17 protein-coding genes are annotated in these 17,067 nt (G+C 47.2%); 3 read left to right on the top strand and 14 right to left on the bottom strand.

Going from position 1 to position 17,067, the window contains the following annotated elements; translation table 11 throughout:
• Window positions 1-318 precede the first annotated feature (318 nt).
• Window positions 319-1,185 carry a nucleotidyltransferase-like protein gene (locus tag G3255_RS05495; RefSeq protein ID WP_211653648.1) on the bottom strand — a complete coding sequence of 289 codons (867 nt, stop codon included), beginning with the start codon at window positions 1,183-1,185 and terminating at the stop codon, window positions 319-321.
• 187 nt (window positions 1,186-1,372) lie between these two features.
• Between G3255_RS05495 and G3255_RS05490 the strand changes: the two genes are divergently transcribed.
• The gene (locus tag G3255_RS05490) at window positions 1,373-1,726 is read left to right on the top strand and encodes a YgzB family protein (RefSeq protein ID WP_211653647.1); all 354 of its coding nucleotides are present in this window, start codon (window positions 1,373-1,375) and stop codon (window positions 1,724-1,726) included.
• A gap of 35 nt (window positions 1,727-1,761) precedes the next feature.
• Here G3255_RS05490 and perR read toward each other — a convergent pair whose 3' ends face one another.
• From perR to bcp, 4 genes are all read right to left on the bottom strand, one after another.
• Window positions 1,762-2,205, bottom strand: a complete 444-nt coding sequence (perR, locus tag G3255_RS05485) for a peroxide-responsive transcriptional repressor PerR (RefSeq protein WP_058381335.1) — start codon at window positions 2,203-2,205, stop codon at window positions 1,762-1,764.
• Between the two features lie 180 nt (window positions 2,206-2,385).
• On the bottom strand, window positions 2,386-2,937 hold the full coding sequence (locus tag G3255_RS05480) for a cob(I)yrinic acid a,c-diamide adenosyltransferase (RefSeq protein WP_211653646.1): 552 nt from the start codon (window positions 2,935-2,937) through the stop codon (window positions 2,386-2,388).
• Window positions 2,938-2,939: 2 nt separating this feature from the next.
• Entirely contained in the window at window positions 2,940-3,881 is a 942-nt protein-coding gene (locus G3255_RS05475; RefSeq protein ID WP_211653645.1) for a D-2-hydroxyacid dehydrogenase, read from the bottom strand.
• A 15-nt stretch (window positions 3,882-3,896) separates the two neighbouring features.
• Window positions 3,897-4,373 (bottom strand): thioredoxin-dependent thiol peroxidase, encoded by a 477-nt coding sequence (gene bcp, locus G3255_RS05470; protein ID WP_211653644.1) that lies wholly within the window; start codon window positions 4,371-4,373, stop codon window positions 3,897-3,899.
• Window positions 4,374-4,491: 118 nt separating this feature from the next.
• On the opposite strand from bcp, the gene G3255_RS05465 reads away from it, so the two are divergent.
• Both G3255_RS05465 and G3255_RS05460 read left to right on the top strand, forming a co-directional pair.
• Window positions 4,492-5,778 (top strand): glutamate-1-semialdehyde 2,1-aminomutase, encoded by a 1,287-nt coding sequence (locus tag G3255_RS05465; protein ID WP_211653643.1) that lies wholly within the window; start codon window positions 4,492-4,494, stop codon window positions 5,776-5,778.
• Window positions 5,779-5,811: 33 nt separating this feature from the next.
• A complete protein-coding gene (locus G3255_RS05460; RefSeq protein ID WP_211653642.1) occupies window positions 5,812-6,897 on the top strand; it encodes an FUSC family protein in 1,086 nt (361 codons plus the stop codon).
• 31 nt (window positions 6,898-6,928) lie between these two features.
• On the opposite strand, the gene nikC is transcribed toward G3255_RS05460, so the two are convergent.
• The 9 genes from nikC to mutY all read right to left on the bottom strand — a co-directional run bounded on the left by nikC (window position 6,929) and on the right by mutY (window position 16,943).
• The gene (nikC, locus tag G3255_RS05455; protein ID WP_211655773.1) at window positions 6,929-7,780 is read right to left on the bottom strand and encodes a nickel transporter permease; all 852 of its coding nucleotides are present in this window, start codon (window positions 7,778-7,780) and stop codon (window positions 6,929-6,931) included.
• Window positions 7,781-7,830: 50 nt separating this feature from the next.
• Window positions 7,831-8,835 (bottom strand): ABC transporter permease, encoded by a 1,005-nt coding sequence (locus G3255_RS05450; RefSeq protein ID WP_211653641.1) that lies wholly within the window; start codon window positions 8,833-8,835, stop codon window positions 7,831-7,833.
• An 80-nt stretch (window positions 8,836-8,915) separates the two neighbouring features.
• Window positions 8,916-10,520 (bottom strand): ABC transporter substrate-binding protein, encoded by a 1,605-nt coding sequence (locus G3255_RS05445; protein ID WP_211653640.1) that lies wholly within the window; start codon window positions 10,518-10,520, stop codon window positions 8,916-8,918.
• Between the two features lie 29 nt (window positions 10,521-10,549).
• Entirely contained in the window at window positions 10,550-11,533 is a 984-nt protein-coding gene (locus tag G3255_RS05440) for an ABC transporter ATP-binding protein (protein ID WP_121301210.1), read from the bottom strand.
• Window positions 11,508-12,527: an ABC transporter ATP-binding protein gene (locus G3255_RS05435; protein ID WP_211653639.1), complete on the bottom strand. Its 1,020-nt coding sequence runs from the start codon at window positions 12,525-12,527 to the stop codon at window positions 11,508-11,510. Before G3255_RS05435 ends, G3255_RS05440 begins: the two co-directional genes overlap by 26 nt.
• Window positions 12,528-12,680: 153 nt before the next feature.
• Window positions 12,681-14,426 carry an ABC transporter ATP-binding protein gene (locus tag G3255_RS05430; protein WP_283092911.1) on the bottom strand — a complete coding sequence of 582 codons (1,746 nt, stop codon included), beginning with the start codon at window positions 14,424-14,426 and terminating at the stop codon, window positions 12,681-12,683.
• 60 nt (window positions 14,427-14,486) lie between these two features.
• Window positions 14,487-15,032 (bottom strand): nucleoside tri-diphosphate phosphatase, encoded by a 546-nt coding sequence (ntdP, locus tag G3255_RS05425; RefSeq protein ID WP_058381347.1) that lies wholly within the window; start codon window positions 15,030-15,032, stop codon window positions 14,487-14,489.
• Between the two features lie 103 nt (window positions 15,033-15,135).
• Window positions 15,136-15,882 carry an enoyl-[acyl-carrier-protein] reductase FabL gene (gene fabL, locus G3255_RS05420; protein WP_058381348.1) on the bottom strand — a complete coding sequence of 249 codons (747 nt, stop codon included), beginning with the start codon at window positions 15,880-15,882 and terminating at the stop codon, window positions 15,136-15,138.
• Complete coding sequence (mutY, locus tag G3255_RS05415; protein ID WP_211653638.1) at window positions 15,879-16,943, bottom strand: A/G-specific adenine glycosylase; 1,065 nt, start codon at window positions 16,941-16,943, stop codon at window positions 15,879-15,881. The genes fabL and mutY overlap by 4 nt, the downstream gene beginning before the upstream one ends.
• Window positions 16,944-17,067: the final 124 nt, after the last annotated feature.

Here is a 17,067-nt window from a genome sequence, read left to right as displayed (position 1 = left end):
CTGTATTATTGACGTTTTGCTGTTCAGTTTTCAAGGTTCAAATGCTAACGTTGCTCCAAGAGCAACTTCTATAATTTAGCATCGCTGAGCAAAAGAGTCAAGTCTTTTTTATTATTGTAAAAAAACTTAATCTGTTCGAGCGACATGTAATATCATAATACACCACTTGATGGATTGTCAACGGTAAAATGAAAACTATATTTAAATTGATTTCAATCACCGCTTCCTTTGTATAGGACTCTCCTTATTCTTTAACTCGCTATAATGAAGAAAGCTGACGAGGTTGGTTCCCAGCCAGCTTGAGATCTGTTAGATTTTTCAAGCCTTCACTGAATAATAACGATGGAAGATCCCTTCGCTTTTTGTCTTTACCCCGTTAATTGAAATTAAATCCTTTTCGATTAAGAACTCAATTAACACTTCAAGATTGGAAGAATAATTTTTCAATTCTTCCTGTTCGTGCAATTCTTGAATTGTCCAGCTGCTTTGCTTCTCCATTACTTCACGAATATGTTGTGATCCGTCTTTTGTACGAGAATGGATGAAGAATTCGCTGGCTAAGAATAAAAGCTCCAAGCGCTTGTCAATCGGCTCGTCGCTTGAGATGAGCTCTTCGTATAATTTATAGATTGCCGGCTCCATCTTCTTCACCTGTGACCACACTGTCACCTCAGGTGGAAGCCCATTCTCAAGAACTGATAACCGAGCCAGATGATGGAGCGACTCTACCATGTGATGATATGCATCCAAATAATTTTTTTCTTCGAAGAACATTTTACCTTCAAGATAACGACGAATCAGTTTAGCAAACTCCACGCCCATTTTGATTTTTCTGCCGTAGAAGGGATACTCTTTTAACTCAGTTTTTAGTTTTTCCATAAATTCATTGCGATCATATATTACACGGCCGTTAAAGAGCCAGTCGACAATTTTACGGTTAGTTCCCAATAGAAGCCACTTATGCAATTGCTTTTCTGTGATGATGTGCATTGCCGCTTTTTTATCTAAGTACGTATAATGTTTTGTAAAAACTGGGGTTTCATTTTCTTTTGTAATGATCAGAAGGATTGAATCGAATGTATCTGTAATTGGGCTGATGTCTTCTCTCTTCTCTATTAGGATGACACCTAGCGTTGTTTCCTGGCTCGCGCGTTCTTGATATAACGGTCTCAATATTTGTTCCATCCGTCGTCACTCCCTGCAGTCTATCTTTATGTGTTTTATGATGCCCTCTATACTCCAGGCATGCAAATATTCTAAGGCGTTTTTCTTTATTTCGACATATTTCTCTTATATTCCTTTAACGGAATTAGCTTAACCCTTTTTGCGGACGTTTATGATATAGTATGATGGACGCAAGGAGGAACCGCTCATGAAATCTTATAAAAATAAAATCAATCGCATTCGGACCTTCGCTTTGGCATTGATTTTTATCGGCATCGTGATTATGTATGTCGGCATCTATTTCCGTAATCAACCAATTGTTATGGTCATCTTTATGCTTCTCGGTGTTATCGCTATTATCGGAAGTACGGGTGTCTATGCTTGGATTGGCCTGCTCTCGATGAAAACTGTGCCTGTACAGTGCCCGAATTGCGAACGCCATACGAAAATGCTCGGACGTGTAGATATCTGTATGCATTGCAACGAACCGTTGACGATGGACCCTTCTCTCGAAGGCAAAGAATTCAACGAAGAATATAATAAGAAAAAGCCCCAACAATAAAAAAGAATGCCCGCCGAATTGGCGGGCATTCTTTTTTATTGTGCTTTCGCTGACTCACTGTAACAATCGCGGCATGTCCCGTAGATTTCCAAGCGGTGGTAATCCACTTGAAACCCTGTTACATGGGATGCTAGATGTTCCACTTCATCCAATCCGGGATAGTGGAAGTCAACAATTTTTCCGCACTCGTTGCAGATCATGTGGTAATGATCATGTGTGACAAAATCAAAGCGGCTTGAAGAATCCCCATAGGTCAATTCTTTTACCAACCCCGCTTTTTTAAAAACACGTAGATTATTATAAACGGTGGCTACACTCATATTGGGAAAGGCTTTTTCAAGCGCGCGATAAATATCATCTGCTGTCGGATGCGATGTAGAATGGATCATAAACTCCAAAATCGCATGACGCTGGGGTGTAATTCTAACACCTGTAGACTTCAATGTATCGAGTGCGTCTTTCAATTGGGCTTCAGACATCGCTGGGCACCTCACTTCGTATATATTCTTACATTATAATCGTTATAATTAGTGTACCTAAAAAAACCTCAGTGTGTCAAGAAATCGCTATAGGACGCTAATTTTCTGTTTATTTCACTTGCTAATTTTTTTGGAGTAAAAAACAGCAGGGCATGAAGCCCTGCTGTTTGATGCTTTTCTCTATTCTGCATGAAGTCCCTTTTCCTTGGAACCCAATTGCTGATTGACGAACCGCGCTGCGACGAAGAGAAAGTCGGAAAGCCTGTTCAAATATGCCAATACATTGGGTGAAACTTCTTCCCCTATCGCTATCACATTCCGCTCGGCACGGCGCACAATTGTACGGGCTACATGGAGTGCCGCTCCTGCGGGATGGCCACCAGGCAAGATGAAATTGCTGAGTGGTTGGAGTTCTGCGTCATATTCGTCGATCCATGTTTCTAGTAGAGTAATATGTTCAGTCTCTAGCTTCCATTTCACTTCTTTACCTGCTGGAGTCGCCAATTCGGCGCCAACGTGAAAAAGAATCGTTTGAATCTGATGGAAGATTTCACATAGAGCTTCTTTTCGCTCGAAAAACTCTCCATTTAAGTGTCCCACGCCGAGACCGATCATCGTATTTGCCTCATCGCAAGTCCCGTAGGCTTCAACGAGTGGGTCGTTCTTTTTGACGCGGCTGCCGTAGACAAGTGAAGTCGTTCCTTTGTCTCCTGTTTTCGTGTAGATTTTCATCTTTAATAACCCCTTTTCATATCCACTGGATTTGATGGTGATTTATCGCCCTCGATCCAAGCACGCAAATTTGGAATGAAAACATCCAAAGCGCGCTCGACGTATTTTCCGGAATGGCTCGAAACATGCGGGGAAATGATGACATTGTCCATCTTCCAATATGGGTGGCCTGCCGGCAGCGGCTCTTCTTCGAAAACATCCAATACCGCATAGCCAATTTCTTTGTTGTCTAGCGCTTCAAGCATCACTTGGTCTTCTACCAGATCACCGCGGCCTAAATTCATGAAAATCGCATCTTCTTTCATCGACTGGAAATGTTCTTTCTTCAATAGATGATAGGTTTCCTCCGTGCTCGGCAATACAGATAGCACAATATCAGCATCTGGAAGAACAGCTAATACATTTTCAATAGAAACCATTTCATCCATATAAGCAGCATCATTTCCCGAACGGTTGCAGCCGATCGTCCGGACGCCGAATGCCTGAAGCAAGCGGCCGATTTCTGAACCGATCGCGCCAGGTCCGAACACAACGGCTTTTGAACCAGCTAGTTCGGATGATTTGGTTTTGCGGTTCCATTCCCCATTGCGCTGGCTCTCATAAATGAATGGCAAAGAGCGTTTAAGCGCCAACAAATGCGCTAAAGCGGATTCTGCCATCGGGGTTTTATGAATCCCTTTGACGTTCGAAACGATTATTCCTTTTTTTGCTATAGCAACATGGGGCATTTTTTCGATTCCTGCGCTTGCCACCATGATCCATTTCAGGTTTTCGGCACTTTCGATGTCTTCATCCGTTAAATCTTCTCCGTAAGTAACCACAATATCGGCTGTTGGCAAAAATGACTTGTTCTTATATAAGAAGTGAAAATTCACTTCAGGAAATTCGGCTTGAAGCCGCTCCTGCTGATTCTCTTTCGGCACAAATGTAAATAGGACGTCCATCAAATTCTTCCTCTCTTAGTCACCGCTGATTGCTTTTACAGTTTCCAATACTTCTTCAATATGCTCTTTCACTTTCACTTTGCGCCATTCCTTGATAACAGTGCCTGTCGGGTCGATCAAGAATGTTGAGCGTTCGATGCCCCAGAATTCTTTCCCATACATTTTCTTCAGCTTCCAAACTCCGTAAGCTTCAGACACTCGATGATCCTCGTCAACGAGAAGTGAAAACGGCAAGCCGTGCTTGTCGATGAATTTTTGATGGCGTTCTTTGGAATCTGCACTAACGCCCAAAATCTCCGCGTTAAGCTCCGAGAAATCTTTTTCGGCATCGCGGAAATCGCATGCTTGGGTCGTACAACCCGGTGTCATATCTTTCGGATAAAAATAGAGCACGACGTATTTTTTCCCTGCGTAATCCGATAGGGAAATTGTTTCGCCTTGTTCATTTTGCAATGTGAAGTCAGGTGCTGCCAATCCTTCTAATGTAGCCAAACCCATCACTCCTTTTCTTTCTTCTATCGTACCGGACGGTTTCATTACTTTCAATTTCTTTGGCGTTTGCAGCTGATATTGTCTACAATAAGGAATAGATTATTTTAGGAGGCATTTTATGGATCACTCGATTTCCGAACAATTGCACCAAGAAGCGTTAGAACATATTGTCGGCGGGGTTAATAGCCCTTCCCGCTCTTATAAAGCTGTAGGGGGCGGCTCACCTGTTGCCACGGATTATGGAAAAGGCGCCCATTTTTATGATGTGGATGGAAATAAATACATCGATTATTTAGCGGCTTACGGTCCGATCATCACAGGCCATGGTCACCCGCATATCGCAAAAGCCATTGCACATGCTGCTGAAACCGGCGTGTTATTCGGCACACCGACAAAGCACGAAGTGACATTCGCAAAAATGCTGAAACAAGCGATGCCTGCGATGGATAAAGTACGTTTTGTCAATAGCGGGACGGAAGCTGTCATGACGACCATCCGTGTAGCACGTGCATACACGGGACGGACCAAAATCATGAAATTTGCCGGATGCTATCACGGCCATTCCGACTTAGTGCTTGTTGCTGCCGGTTCCGGCCCTGCAACACTTGGCACACCTGATTCGGCAGGCGTCCCGAAATCGATCGCTGAAGAAGTGATCACAATTCCCTTTAACGATCCGGAGGCATTCAAAGAAGCAATTGACCGCTGGGGAGACGAAATTGCCTGCATCCTCGTCGAGCCGATTGTCGGCAATTTCGGCATTGTCGAACCGGAAGAAGGGTTTCTTGAAGAAGTCCATGCGCTGGCGAAAAAGAAAGGTGCATTGATCGTCTATGATGAAGTCATTACGGCTTTCCGCTTCCATTACGGCGGTGCACAGAATTTGCTTGGCCTTGAGCCAGACTTGACAGCGCTCGGAAAAATCATCGGCGGCGGTTTGCCGATCGGCGCATACGGCGGTAAGCGCGAAATCATGGAAACGGTCGCCCCGCTCGGACCCGCTTATCAGGCAGGAACGATGGCCGGCAATCCAGCTTCGATCCAAGCAGGCATCGCCTGTCTTGAGGTGTTGCAAGAAAAAGGTGTTTACGAACGCATGAACCAGCTCGGTGAGCGTCTTGAAGCAGGAATCTTGGCTGCTGCTGAAAAACACGGTGTCACGATTACCATCAATCGTTTAAAAGGTGCTTTGACAATTTATTTCACCGATCAAAAAGTGAAAAATTACGAACAGGCAGAAGCAACGGACGGCGATATGTTCGGACGCTTCTTTAAATTGATGCTCGAGCAAGGCATCAATTTGGCGCCTTCCAAATACGAAGCCTGGTTTTTGACCACTGAACATACAGAAGAAGATATCGATACGTCGATCCGGGCGGTAGAGCATGTATTTGCCCAATTGTAAAAATGGATTCCTTTCTGAAGGAGGTGTTTGCCGATGAAACTCGGTGCACGCATATTCAAAACCGGTATCGCTATTTCCCTTGCCTTGTTTCTGGCGACGCTTCTTGAACTTCCGACGCCGGTATTCGCAGGGGTAGCGGCGATTTTCGCCATACAGCCTTCCATTTACCGGTCATACCTGACTTTACTCGACCAGGTGTACGGGAACTTAATTGGCGCCTCGATTGCCGTTATCTTCGTGTTGACGCTCGGTCCGAACTATTTGACGATTGGTGTCGCTGCTATTTTAGCGATCGTCATCATGCTGAAATTAAAGCTGGAAAATACAGTGCCCCTGACATTGGTGACTTTGATCATCATTATGGATTCGCAATCGGATGACTTCCTGGTCTTCGCTTCTTTGCGATTCCTGACGGTATTATTGGGCATCTTATCGGCTTTTATCGTCAATATGATCTTTTTGCCGCCAAAATACGAAACACGCTTGTTCCAGTCAATCCATTCCGTCAGCGAAGATATCATCCGGTGGATCCGGATTTCAATACGCCACGCTTCCGATCACTCATCGGTAAAAGAAGACATCGACAAATTGACCGAGAAACTGGTGAAAGTGGACCAATGGTATTCATTTTATAAAGAAGAACGCAGCTATACGAAAAAGCAGCAATATACAAAAGCACGCAAATTGGTGTTGTACAGGCAGATGATTGCCACATCGAAAAAGAGCCTGGAAGTTCTTCGGCGCTTGAACCGTTATGAGAATGAATTGCGGGATTTGCCTGAACAATTTCACATGATGGTTCAGGAGCGGCTTGAGAGTTTGGCGAGTTATCACGAACAACTTTACATGAAATACGTCGGGAAAATCCGCCCGGAACATAGCGAAAGTTCAGGGCCTGATGCGGTATTGAAACGCAATGAAGTCATGTCAATTTTCGTCAAGGAAATCAATTTATCGACCGAAGTCGAAGAAGACGAATTTTCGGTTTACCATTTGATGCATGTCCTCTCTGCCTTGCTCGACTATGAAGAGCATTTGGAACATTTGGACTTGCTAATCATCGCCTACCATAATTACCATAGCGAAGAAGTCGACAGCGACATTGAAAACGCCATATGAAAAACGCCCGGAAATTTTCCGGGCGTTTTTTTTATGATTTCATTCGTGGGTCGAGTGCATCGCGCAGCCCGTCTCCCATTAAGTTAAAGCCAAGTACGGTCAACATGATCGCCACACCCGGGAAAATCATCGTCCACGGAGCATTGGTCAAGTACGAGCGGGAATCGGCCAGCATCTTGCCCCATTCCGGGGAAGGTGCCTGCGCACCGAGCCCGAGAAAGCCGAGTGCCGCCGCTTCAATGATTGCTGTCGCAATTGCAAGCGTACCTTGCACGATTACCGGCGCCATGGAGTTCGGCAAAATATGCGAGACCAAGATGCGGTTGTCCTTCATGCCAATCGCTTTTGCCGACATGATGTATTCATCTTCCTTGATGCTCAATACTTTCGAACGGATCAAACGCCCGAAGTTTGGCACGTTGATGATGGCAATCGCAATCAATGCATTGCGTAATGATGGTCCAAGAACCGACACAACCGCAATCGCAAGAAGGATACTTGGGAATGCCAACATGATATCAAACAGCCGTGAAATAATGGTGTCGACCCAGCGCCCATAATAGCCAGCCAAAATACCGAGAATACTGCCGACAACTACCGAGCCGATAACCGCCAGGAATCCAACCCATAGCGAGATGCGTGCTCCGTACACAACACGTGACAAGATATCGCGGCCGAAATCGTCTGTACCCATCCAATGATCACTGGAAGGAGGCAGAAGCCGCTGGGAAAGATTTTGTTCGTTGATGCCTTGAGGTGTAAACAACGGGCCAAAAATCGCCAAAAGAATGAAGAAAATGACGATGCCCATGCCGACAACGGCGACTTTACTTTTGCGGAATCCGCGCCACGCCTCTTTCCAAGGACCGGCGACTTTCTGCATTTCCTGCTTGTCTGCTGCTGCTGTTTCAGCCAATATGCTCCTCCCCCTTCCTAATCATATTTGATCCTCGGATCGACCAAGCCGTAAAGCAAGTCGACGAAGAGATTGATCATGACGAATATAAATGCGACGACTAGAATACCGGATTGGATAACCGGATAATCGCGGAACCCGATCGCTTCATAGATATAGCGTCCAATGCCTGGCCATCCGAAAATGGTTTCGGTCAAAATCGCGCCGCCGAGCAATAAGCCCATCTGCAAACCGATAATAGTCAATACAGGAATAATCGCATTTTTCAATGCATGCTTGTAGACGACCCAGAACATCTTGACGCCTTTAGCGCGAGCGGTCCGGACGTAATCCGAACGCATGACTTCAAGCATTGAAGAGCGTGTCATCCGTGCGATGATCGCCATCGGAATGGTGGCTAGTGCCGTGCCTGGAAGCACCAAATGCTTCAATACGGTCGCCAATTTGTTGAAATCGCCTTGAATGATGGTGTCCAACACATAAAAATTGGTGATGTTATTGATTGGATCCCGGACGTTTTCCCGGCCAGTCGTCGGCAATATGCCGAGTTCAATTGAGAAAATCCATTGGTTCATGAGGCCAAGCCAGAAGATTGGCATGGAAACACCGATCAAGGCTAGCACCATCGCTGTGTAATCGAACCACGAGTTTTGGAACCATGCAGAGATGATGCCCGCATTAATGCCGATGACGACGGCAATGATGATCGCGAATAAAGATAATTCAAACGTTGCTGCTAGATATGGCCAAATTTCTTCTGAAACAGGTGAACGGGTACGCAGTGAATCCCCCATGTCGCCTGTAACCAGGCCTTTTAAGTAATCAAAATATTGGATGTACCAGGGATTATCAAGCCCCAGACTGGTCCGTAACGCTTTAATTGCTTCTTCGGATGCTTGTTGCCCAAGGATGACTTGTGCGGGATCGCCTGGAATTGCCCGGATGATCATAAAGACGATAAATGTCATTCCGAGTAAGACAGGAATCAATTGCAAAAGCCGCTGCCCGATATAGTGAAGCATCTTCTTCACCTCTCCATCTCAATTGCATTATGTATTGAAAAGGGGGAGAAATCAGTATGACCTCTCCCCCAAAGAAACGCCTACTCCAAATCTACTGATGACAGTTTATCAGAGCCAGTTGGATGCGCTTTAAAGTCGATTACGTTCGTCCCACCAGCAAGAAGCGGTGTAGAGTGCGCAAGCGGTACCCATGGCGCGTCTTCGTGGATGATTTCCTGAGCCTGCATGTATAATTCGTTGCGGGCATCTTCATCAACTTCTGTTTGGGCTTCGATCAATAGATCGTGAAGTTCTTGGTTTTCGTAGTATGTGTAGTTGTTTGAACCAATGTTGTCTTGGTCAAGCAATACATACAAGAAGTTATCGGCATCGCCGTTATCGCCTGTCCAGCCAAGAAGGAATGCATCAGCTTCTCCCGCTGCCGCTTTTTCGAGGTATGTTGCCCACTCGTAAGAAACGATTTCAGCTGTAATGCCGACTTCCGACAAATCACTTTGGATCGCTTCTGCTACTTTTTGGCCATCCGGCATATACGGACGTGGAACCGGCATTGCCCATAGTTCCATTGTGAAGCCATCTTCAAGTCCTGCTTCAGCCAGAAGTTCTTTCGCTTTTTCAGGATCGTATTCATAGCCTTCGATGCTGTCGTTATAACCGCTGATTACCGGAGGCATCGGGTTTTTCGCGACTTCTGCACGGCCTTCGAAGAATGAATCAACAATCGCCTGACGGTCGATCGCGTGGTTCATCGCCTGGCGGACTTTCGGATCATCAAATGGCTCACGAGTAGTCGTCAATCCAAGGTAGCCGACGTTCATCGACGGACGCTCGAACAATTGAAGATTTTCATCGTTTTCGATTGTTTCTGAATCTGATGGCGTGATGCCGTCAGCCAAATCAATTTCGCCAGACAATAATGCATTCAAGCGAGCTGAGTTATCTGGAATTGCGCGGAACACGACTTGGTCGAGTTTCGGTTCTCCATCCACCCAGTAATCATCGAATTTCTCGATTGTTACCGTGTCGTTGCGCTGCCATTCAACAAACTGGAATGGGCCTGTGCCGACAGGGTTGTCGCTGAATGATTCGCCAGCTTCTTCAAATGCTGTCGGTGATGCGATGCCGAACGGGCTCATGGCCAAGTTTTTCAAGAATGGCGCTTGAGGACGTTTTAATTTGATAACAACTTCGTTATCGCCTGTCGCTTCAACAGATTCGATGACATGTTCTTCTTCGTCGCCAAATCCGCCAAACATTGATTTATAGTACGGGAATTGGTCTGCATCTCCAGCAGCCCAGCGTTCAAAGTTTGCGACAACTGCTTCTGCGTTGAAATCCGTTCCATCATGGAACGTGACGCCTTCTTGCAATTGGAACGTATAAGTCAAGCCATCTTCAGAAGCTTGCCAATCGCTGGCAAGACCTGGTTCAATTTCCGTATCCTGCTCACCGAAATTGATCAATGTATCGAAGATGTTTTTCGTTACTTTGAAAGACTCTCCATCTGTAACCGTGATTGGATCCAGTGAAACCGAGTCGCCTCCGCGGCCAAAGATCAGGACTTTTTCGTCGCCTGATTCTGAATCTCCGCCTGACTCCGAATCACCGCCTGAACAGCCGTAAAGCGCTGTGGACAGCAAAAGCAGCATCAGGAAAGCGATTGATACAATTTTCTTTTTCCCCAAAATAACCCCTCCGTTTTGTTTTTTTATTATCATTGCGGCCTGCATTCCTCATAAAGGTGACAAGCTACAGAATGACCTGGTTCAACTTCCGCGAAACGCGGAATTTCCTGTGAGCAGATATCCATCTTGAATGGGCAGCGTGTATGGAAGCGGCAGCCTGATGGCGGGTTGGCCGGGCTCGGCACATCCCCTTTGATCACCACTTCTTCGCGGACAAAATCAGGGTCCGGGACGGGCACTGCCGACAGGAGCGCTTGCGTATATGGATGAAGCGGTTTTTCATACAGGCTTTCTGTATCCGCAAGCTCCGCCATATTGCCCAAATACATGACGCCCACACGGTCGCTGATATGGCGCACGACACCCAAATCATGGGCGATGAATATGTACGTCAGTTTTAAATCGCGCTGCAGATCCTGCATCAAATTGAGCACTTGCGCTTGAATCGACACATCAAGCGCAGAAACCGGTTCATCGGCAATGATCAGTTTCGGGTTAGTCATGAGGGCGCGCGCGATGCCGATGCGCTGGCGCTGGCCGCCGCTAAATTGGTGCGGATAGCGTTTGGCATGGTAGCTGCTGAGCCCGACGATTTCGAGAAACTCGTGCACTTTGCGTTTGCGCTCTTTCGGGTCGCCGATATTATGGACATTCAGCGGCTCCATCAAAATCTTTTCGATGCTGTGGCGCGGATTGAGTGACGCGTACGGATCTTGGAACACCATCTGGATATCGCGTCTGGCCTTACGCATTTCAGACGCTGACAAACTGGTCAATTCCTGGCCATCGAACGTCACTTTGCCTTCTGTCGGATCGAGCAAACGCATAAGCATACGCCCGGTCGTCGACTTGCCGCAGCCCGATTCGCCGACGATTCCGAGCGTTTCGCCTTCATTTACATAAAAAGAGATGTCATCAACTGCTTTGACCTGCCCTTTGACACGGCCGAACATGCCGCCCGTAACCGGAAAATATTTCTTTAAGCCTTCAACTTTCAACAACGGTTCTGTCATGCGACTCGGCCTCCTTTGGATCGAATAGGAAACAGCGTGTCTTGTGGTCTTCTGCCGTCTGGTATAATGCCGGGTCTTCCACACGGCAATGATCGAAAGCAAATTCACAACGTGCTGCGTATTTACAGCCTACTTTGATCGATCCCGGTTTTGGCACGTTTCCTGGAATAGAGTATAGCCGCTCTTTCTTGAAGCGCATATCGGGTACGCTTTCTAGAAGGCCGCGGGTATATGGATGCTGTGGATCATTGAAAATGGTATGTACTGGCCCTTCTTCGACCACTTTGCCCGCGTACATGACAACGACGCGTTCGCAAGTTTCTGCGACGACCCCAAGGTCATGGGTAATCAGCAAGACGGCGGTATCGAGCCGTTCATTTAAATTCTTGATCAATTTAAGGATCTGCGCTTGAATCGTCACGTCGAGTGCCGTGGTCGGTTCATCGGCGATTAGCACTTTCGGGTCGCACAATAAAGCCATCGCGATCATGACGCGCTGGCGCATGCCTCCCGATAATTGGTGAGGATAATCATTAAGCAAAGCTTCTGCGCGTGGCAAGCCGACCAATTTCATCATTTCGACAGCGCGTTCCTGGATTTGGCTTTTCGACCAATCCTTTTTGTGGATCTTCAGCGCTTCCCGCAATTGATTGCCGATGGTAAACAAGGGATTCAACGAAGTCATCGGCTCCTGGAAAATCATCGCTATATCGTCGCCGCGGATCTGGCGCATTTCTTTATCGGATAGTTTTGTCAAATCCTTATCTTGGAATAAAATTTCCCCGCTGACAATCTTCCCTGGAGGACTTGGCACTAGCCCCATTATGGACAATGAGGTAACACTTTTGCCACAGCCTGATTCCCCTACAATGCCGAGCACTTCCCCCTGGCGGATATGGAAATCCACGTTGTCGACTGCCGGTACTTCTCCATCATCTGTGAAAAAGGAAGTGCGCAGCCCTTTCACATCCAAGATGGTTTTACGTTCGTCCATAGAGATCCTCCTTCTTCATTTTAAATTATTCAGAACATTCTCCGTCTTTCCATTATACGTAATATTAGTAGTAATGCAATAGTTTTCGGGAGATTGGCGAAAGCCTTCCTTCCTATTAAAAAAGCTCCCCAAAAATTGGGGAGCGTGAAATAGTTAACCTATGTTCTGCACTTGGAATAGTTTGTAATAGACGCCGCGCTTTTGCAACAGCTCTTCGTGCGTGCCTTGTTCAGCCAATTGGCCGTTGTCGATGACCAGTATTTGGTCGGCATGAGTGATGGTCGACAAGCGGTGTGCGACCATCAATGTCGTGCGGTCGTGCGCAAGACGCTCCAAGGAATCCTGGATCAGTGCTTCGCTTTCGAGGTCAAGTGCGGATGTCGCTTCGTCCAAGATGAGAATCGCCGGGTCTTTCAGGAAGACACGGGAAATGGCAATGCGCTGTTTTTGTCCGCCGGATAACTTGACACCGCGCTCGCCGACTTTCGTGTCGTAGCCTTCCGGCAAATTACTGATGAATTCATGGGCGTTCGCCGCTTTGGCTGCCGCGATGACTTCCTTGTCGGTCGCATCGGGTTTGCCCATCAGGATATTTTCTTTGACCGATTCACTGAACAGGATCGAATCCTGCAGGACGAGGCCGATCTGGTCGCGCAAGGAATGGATCGTCACGTCTTTCAAGTCGTGGCCGTCCATGCGAATCGAGCCTTGCGTAGCATCGTAGAATCTCGGGATGAGTGAGACAATCGTCGATTTACCGCCGCCGCTCATGCCAACAAATGCCACTGTCTCTCCCGGTCGGACCGTGAAGTTGAGATTCGACAGCACTTCGCTTCCCCCATCATTATAATGGAACGAGACATTATGGAATTCAAGCTTGCCGTCGACGCGCCCAAGTTCACGTGCGCCTTGTTTGTCCGTTACGTCGTATTCCTCATCGACCATCTCGAAGACGCGGTCCATTGAAGCAAGTGATTGGACGAGCGTCGTCGAAGAGTTGACGAGGCGGCGCAATGGATTATAGAGCCGTTCGATATAGGCGATAAACGCCACCATCGTCCCGAGCGTCAAATTTCCTTGGATAACCTGGTAACCGGCATAGCCGATGACCAATAGCGGTGCTACATCGGTGATAGTGTTGACGACCGCGAATGCCTTGGCATTCCACTTCGTATGGTCGATCGCTTTTTCCAGGAATTGATCGTTCGTGTTATTGAAAATCTTTTCTTCATGCTTTTCGAGTGCAAAGCTTTTGATAATGCTCATGCCCTGCACGCGTTCATGCAAATAGCTTTGGACGTTGGCGAGTGCCTGGGAACGTTCGCGCGTCAAATCACGCAAACGGCCGAAGAAGTATTTGACACTGAATGCATAGAAAGGAAAAGCCAAAAGCGCCACGATCGTTAGGGACACGTCCATGGTAAGCATGATGATGATGGCAATGAGGATGGTCGCGACATCAAGCCAAACATTCATCAAGCCGATCATGACGAAGTTCTTCGTTTGCTCAACATCATTGATGACCCGTGAAATGATTTCCCCAGCCCGTGTGTTTGCATAATAGCGCAAGCTCAGGCGCTGCAGGTGGCTGTAAAGATAGCTGCGAATATCGTAGAGAATTTTATTGCTGACATATTGTGCGTAATATTGCCGGAAATATTCAATTGGCGGGCGCAGCAGGAAGAACACGATCGCAGTGCCCCCGAGCCATAGATAAAGCTGGTTGAGTTTTTCCGCATCCGACAATGCCTCTGCGCCGATGATATCATCAATGACGATTTTGATTAAAAGAGGGATAAAAAGAGGGATCGCAAACTTGAATATCCCGATGAAGATCGTCAAGGCAATCTGCCAATAATAGGGCTTGACGAATTTCATATAGCGTTTCATACTGCTCAAACTGTTCACTCCATTCTGTTCAAAATGAAAAACCTGTTGGCTGGCAACAGGTTTTCCATGTTAATCATGAATCCGGTTATGCTTATGAAATTCATACCGGCTCGTCCATACTTCGATAAAGTCCTGGGCAAAAGGGCCTCTTCTTTGCTTGATCCAGCTGATCAGCTTGTCCACATTTCGGTAGAGTATTTGATCGATGACTTCTGGGTAGCCCATTTGCCGCTTATGGTCTTCAAATTCGTCTTCATCCAACAGCGTGTAAGACATATCCGGAAACACTTTTACATCCAAGTCATAATCGATGTATTTCAACGATCCATTATTGTAGACGAACGGGGAGCTGATATTGCAATAATAATAAACGCCGTCGTCACGCAGCATGCAGATGATGTTGAACCAATGTTCGGCATGGAAATAACAGATCGACGGTTCTCGCGTCAACCATGTCCTGCCGTCCGATTCCCTCACCAGCGTGCGTTCGTTCGCGCCGATTACAATATTGTTCGTCCCTTTCAGTACAGTTGTTTCCTGCCAGACACGGTGGATGCGTCCGTTGTGCTTGTAACTGTGGATCTGGATTGTTTCACCCTCCGCAGGAACCGCCATGCACCATCCCACCTTTTCGTCTAACTATCACTATATGTTATCTCCCGTTCATTATATCAATCAATTCTGAAAACATACAGCAATAAGCCGAAAGTTGCGAGAATCACATGACGATAGACCGACCTCCGTCGACGATGATCGTCTGCCCACGGATCATATCGGCATGGTCGGAAATGAGGAACATCGCGGTTTTCACCATGTCATCAATTTCCACCATGCGCCCTGCTGGCGTGTTGTCGCGCGCATCGCCGAGCAGTTCCTCGCGGTTCGGGAAATGCTTCAACGCTTCCGTATCAAGCGCACCGCCGGAAACGGTATTGACCGCAATATTTTTCGGCGCGAGTTCGACTGCCAAATAACGGGTAATCGATTCGACGGCTGCTTTTGACACGCCGATCGTCGTATAGTTTTCCAAATAGCGGATCGATCCGAGCGAGCTGATGCCGATGATCTTGCCGCCTTTGTCCATCAGTTTTGCCGCTTCCTGTGCGCCGAACAACATCGCTTTGGCGTTGATGTTCATGGTCCAGTCCCAGTGCGATTCTTCCAGTTCCATAACTGGTCGCAAGACACCGGATGCCGCATTGGACACAAAAACATCCAAACGGCCAAATTCTTCTTTGATCGTCTCGAACATGGCGCGCAGTTTCTCGACGTCGCCGACATTGGCGCGCACAAGCAACGCTTTTCTTCCTCTCGCTTCGACTTCTTTTACCGTATCGAGTGCAGCCGTTTTGCTGCGCGCATAGTTGACGACGATATCATAGCCTTCTTCTGCAAGCGCAATTGCCATCGCTTTCCCTAATCCACGGCTGCTGCCTGTCACTAACGCCACTTTTTGTTCTGTCATTTTGCTACATCTCCTCTTTGCTCTAAAGCTGTCTTCATTTTTTGGACAGGGCCGGCAATCGGTAAATTCTCCAATTGTTCCGGCGTCACCCATTTCATGTTTTCAGGCGGCGTAAATTCTTCCGCGCTGGCCAAATAGCCATCCACATTCCATGTTAAATGAGAAAAGACATGTTTGAAAGCGGTAATTTTCTCGACATCAGAAAGCGCACCGTTCAATGTCTCTGCATACAATTCACCGATCTCATTAGCTTCGAGCGCTGTAGTCAGCTCGAGCATCGGATATTGCCACATGCCTGCCAGCAGGCCTTTTCCTGGCCGCTGCTCCATCAAGAGCTTGTCCCCACTCCAAATCGCCATCATGGCGAAATCGGCATTGCGATTTTTCTTGGCCTTCGTCTTAACCGGCAATTCCGTTTCCTTGCCGGCATGAAATGCTTCGCAATGGTCGCGCACCGGGCATAATAAGCATTTCGGCGATGTCGGCGTGCAGATGAGTGCGCCGAGTTCCATCAATCCTTGGTTGAATGAAGATGGGTCTTCGTGGCTGATCAATTCTGTCACTGCCTGTTCAAACACTTTGCGCGTCTTCGGTTTGGCGATGTCTTCTTCGATCAATAGGATGCGGCTGAGCACGCGCATGACGTTGCCATCGACGGCATGTTCCGGCATGCCATAGGCAATGCTCAATACAGCGCCAGCCGTATAAGGCCCGACGCCTTTCAATGAAGAAATCTCCTTGCGCGTCGATGGCACAATGCCCCCGTACTGTTCGGCGACTTCGCGCACACCTGCCTGCAGATTGCGGGCACGCGAATAATAGCCGAGCCCTTCCCAGAGCTTCAATAAGCTTTCCTCTTCAGCTTGCGCCAAAGATTCGATAGTGGGAAATTTCTCGACAAAGCGTTTATAATAAGGGATAACCGTATCGACTCTCGTCTGCTGGAGCATGACTTCGGAAATCCAGATTTGGTAAGGGTCGGCTGTGCGTCTCCAAGGCAGGTCTCGCTGTTCTTTCTGGAACCAGCCGATCAAATCCTGTTGAAATTGTTGCTTGTCCATATTTATGTTTTCTGCCTCCGTTCATGCTGATTATTCCGGCCCTGAAGCGGGTATGTATATTTAGGGAATATGCTTATTTTATCAAAAGGCGGGCATACAAGATATTATAAACGCTCGCAAAGAA

Origin of the sequence: Planococcus sp. MSAK28401, assembly GCF_018283455.1 — a bacterium.
GTDB classification, from domain to species: Bacteria; Bacillota; Bacilli; order Bacillales_A; family Planococcaceae; genus Planococcus; species Planococcus alpniumensis.
The sequence above is the reverse complement of the archived record's forward strand: the minus strand, read 5'-3'. Positions and strand labels throughout refer to the sequence as shown.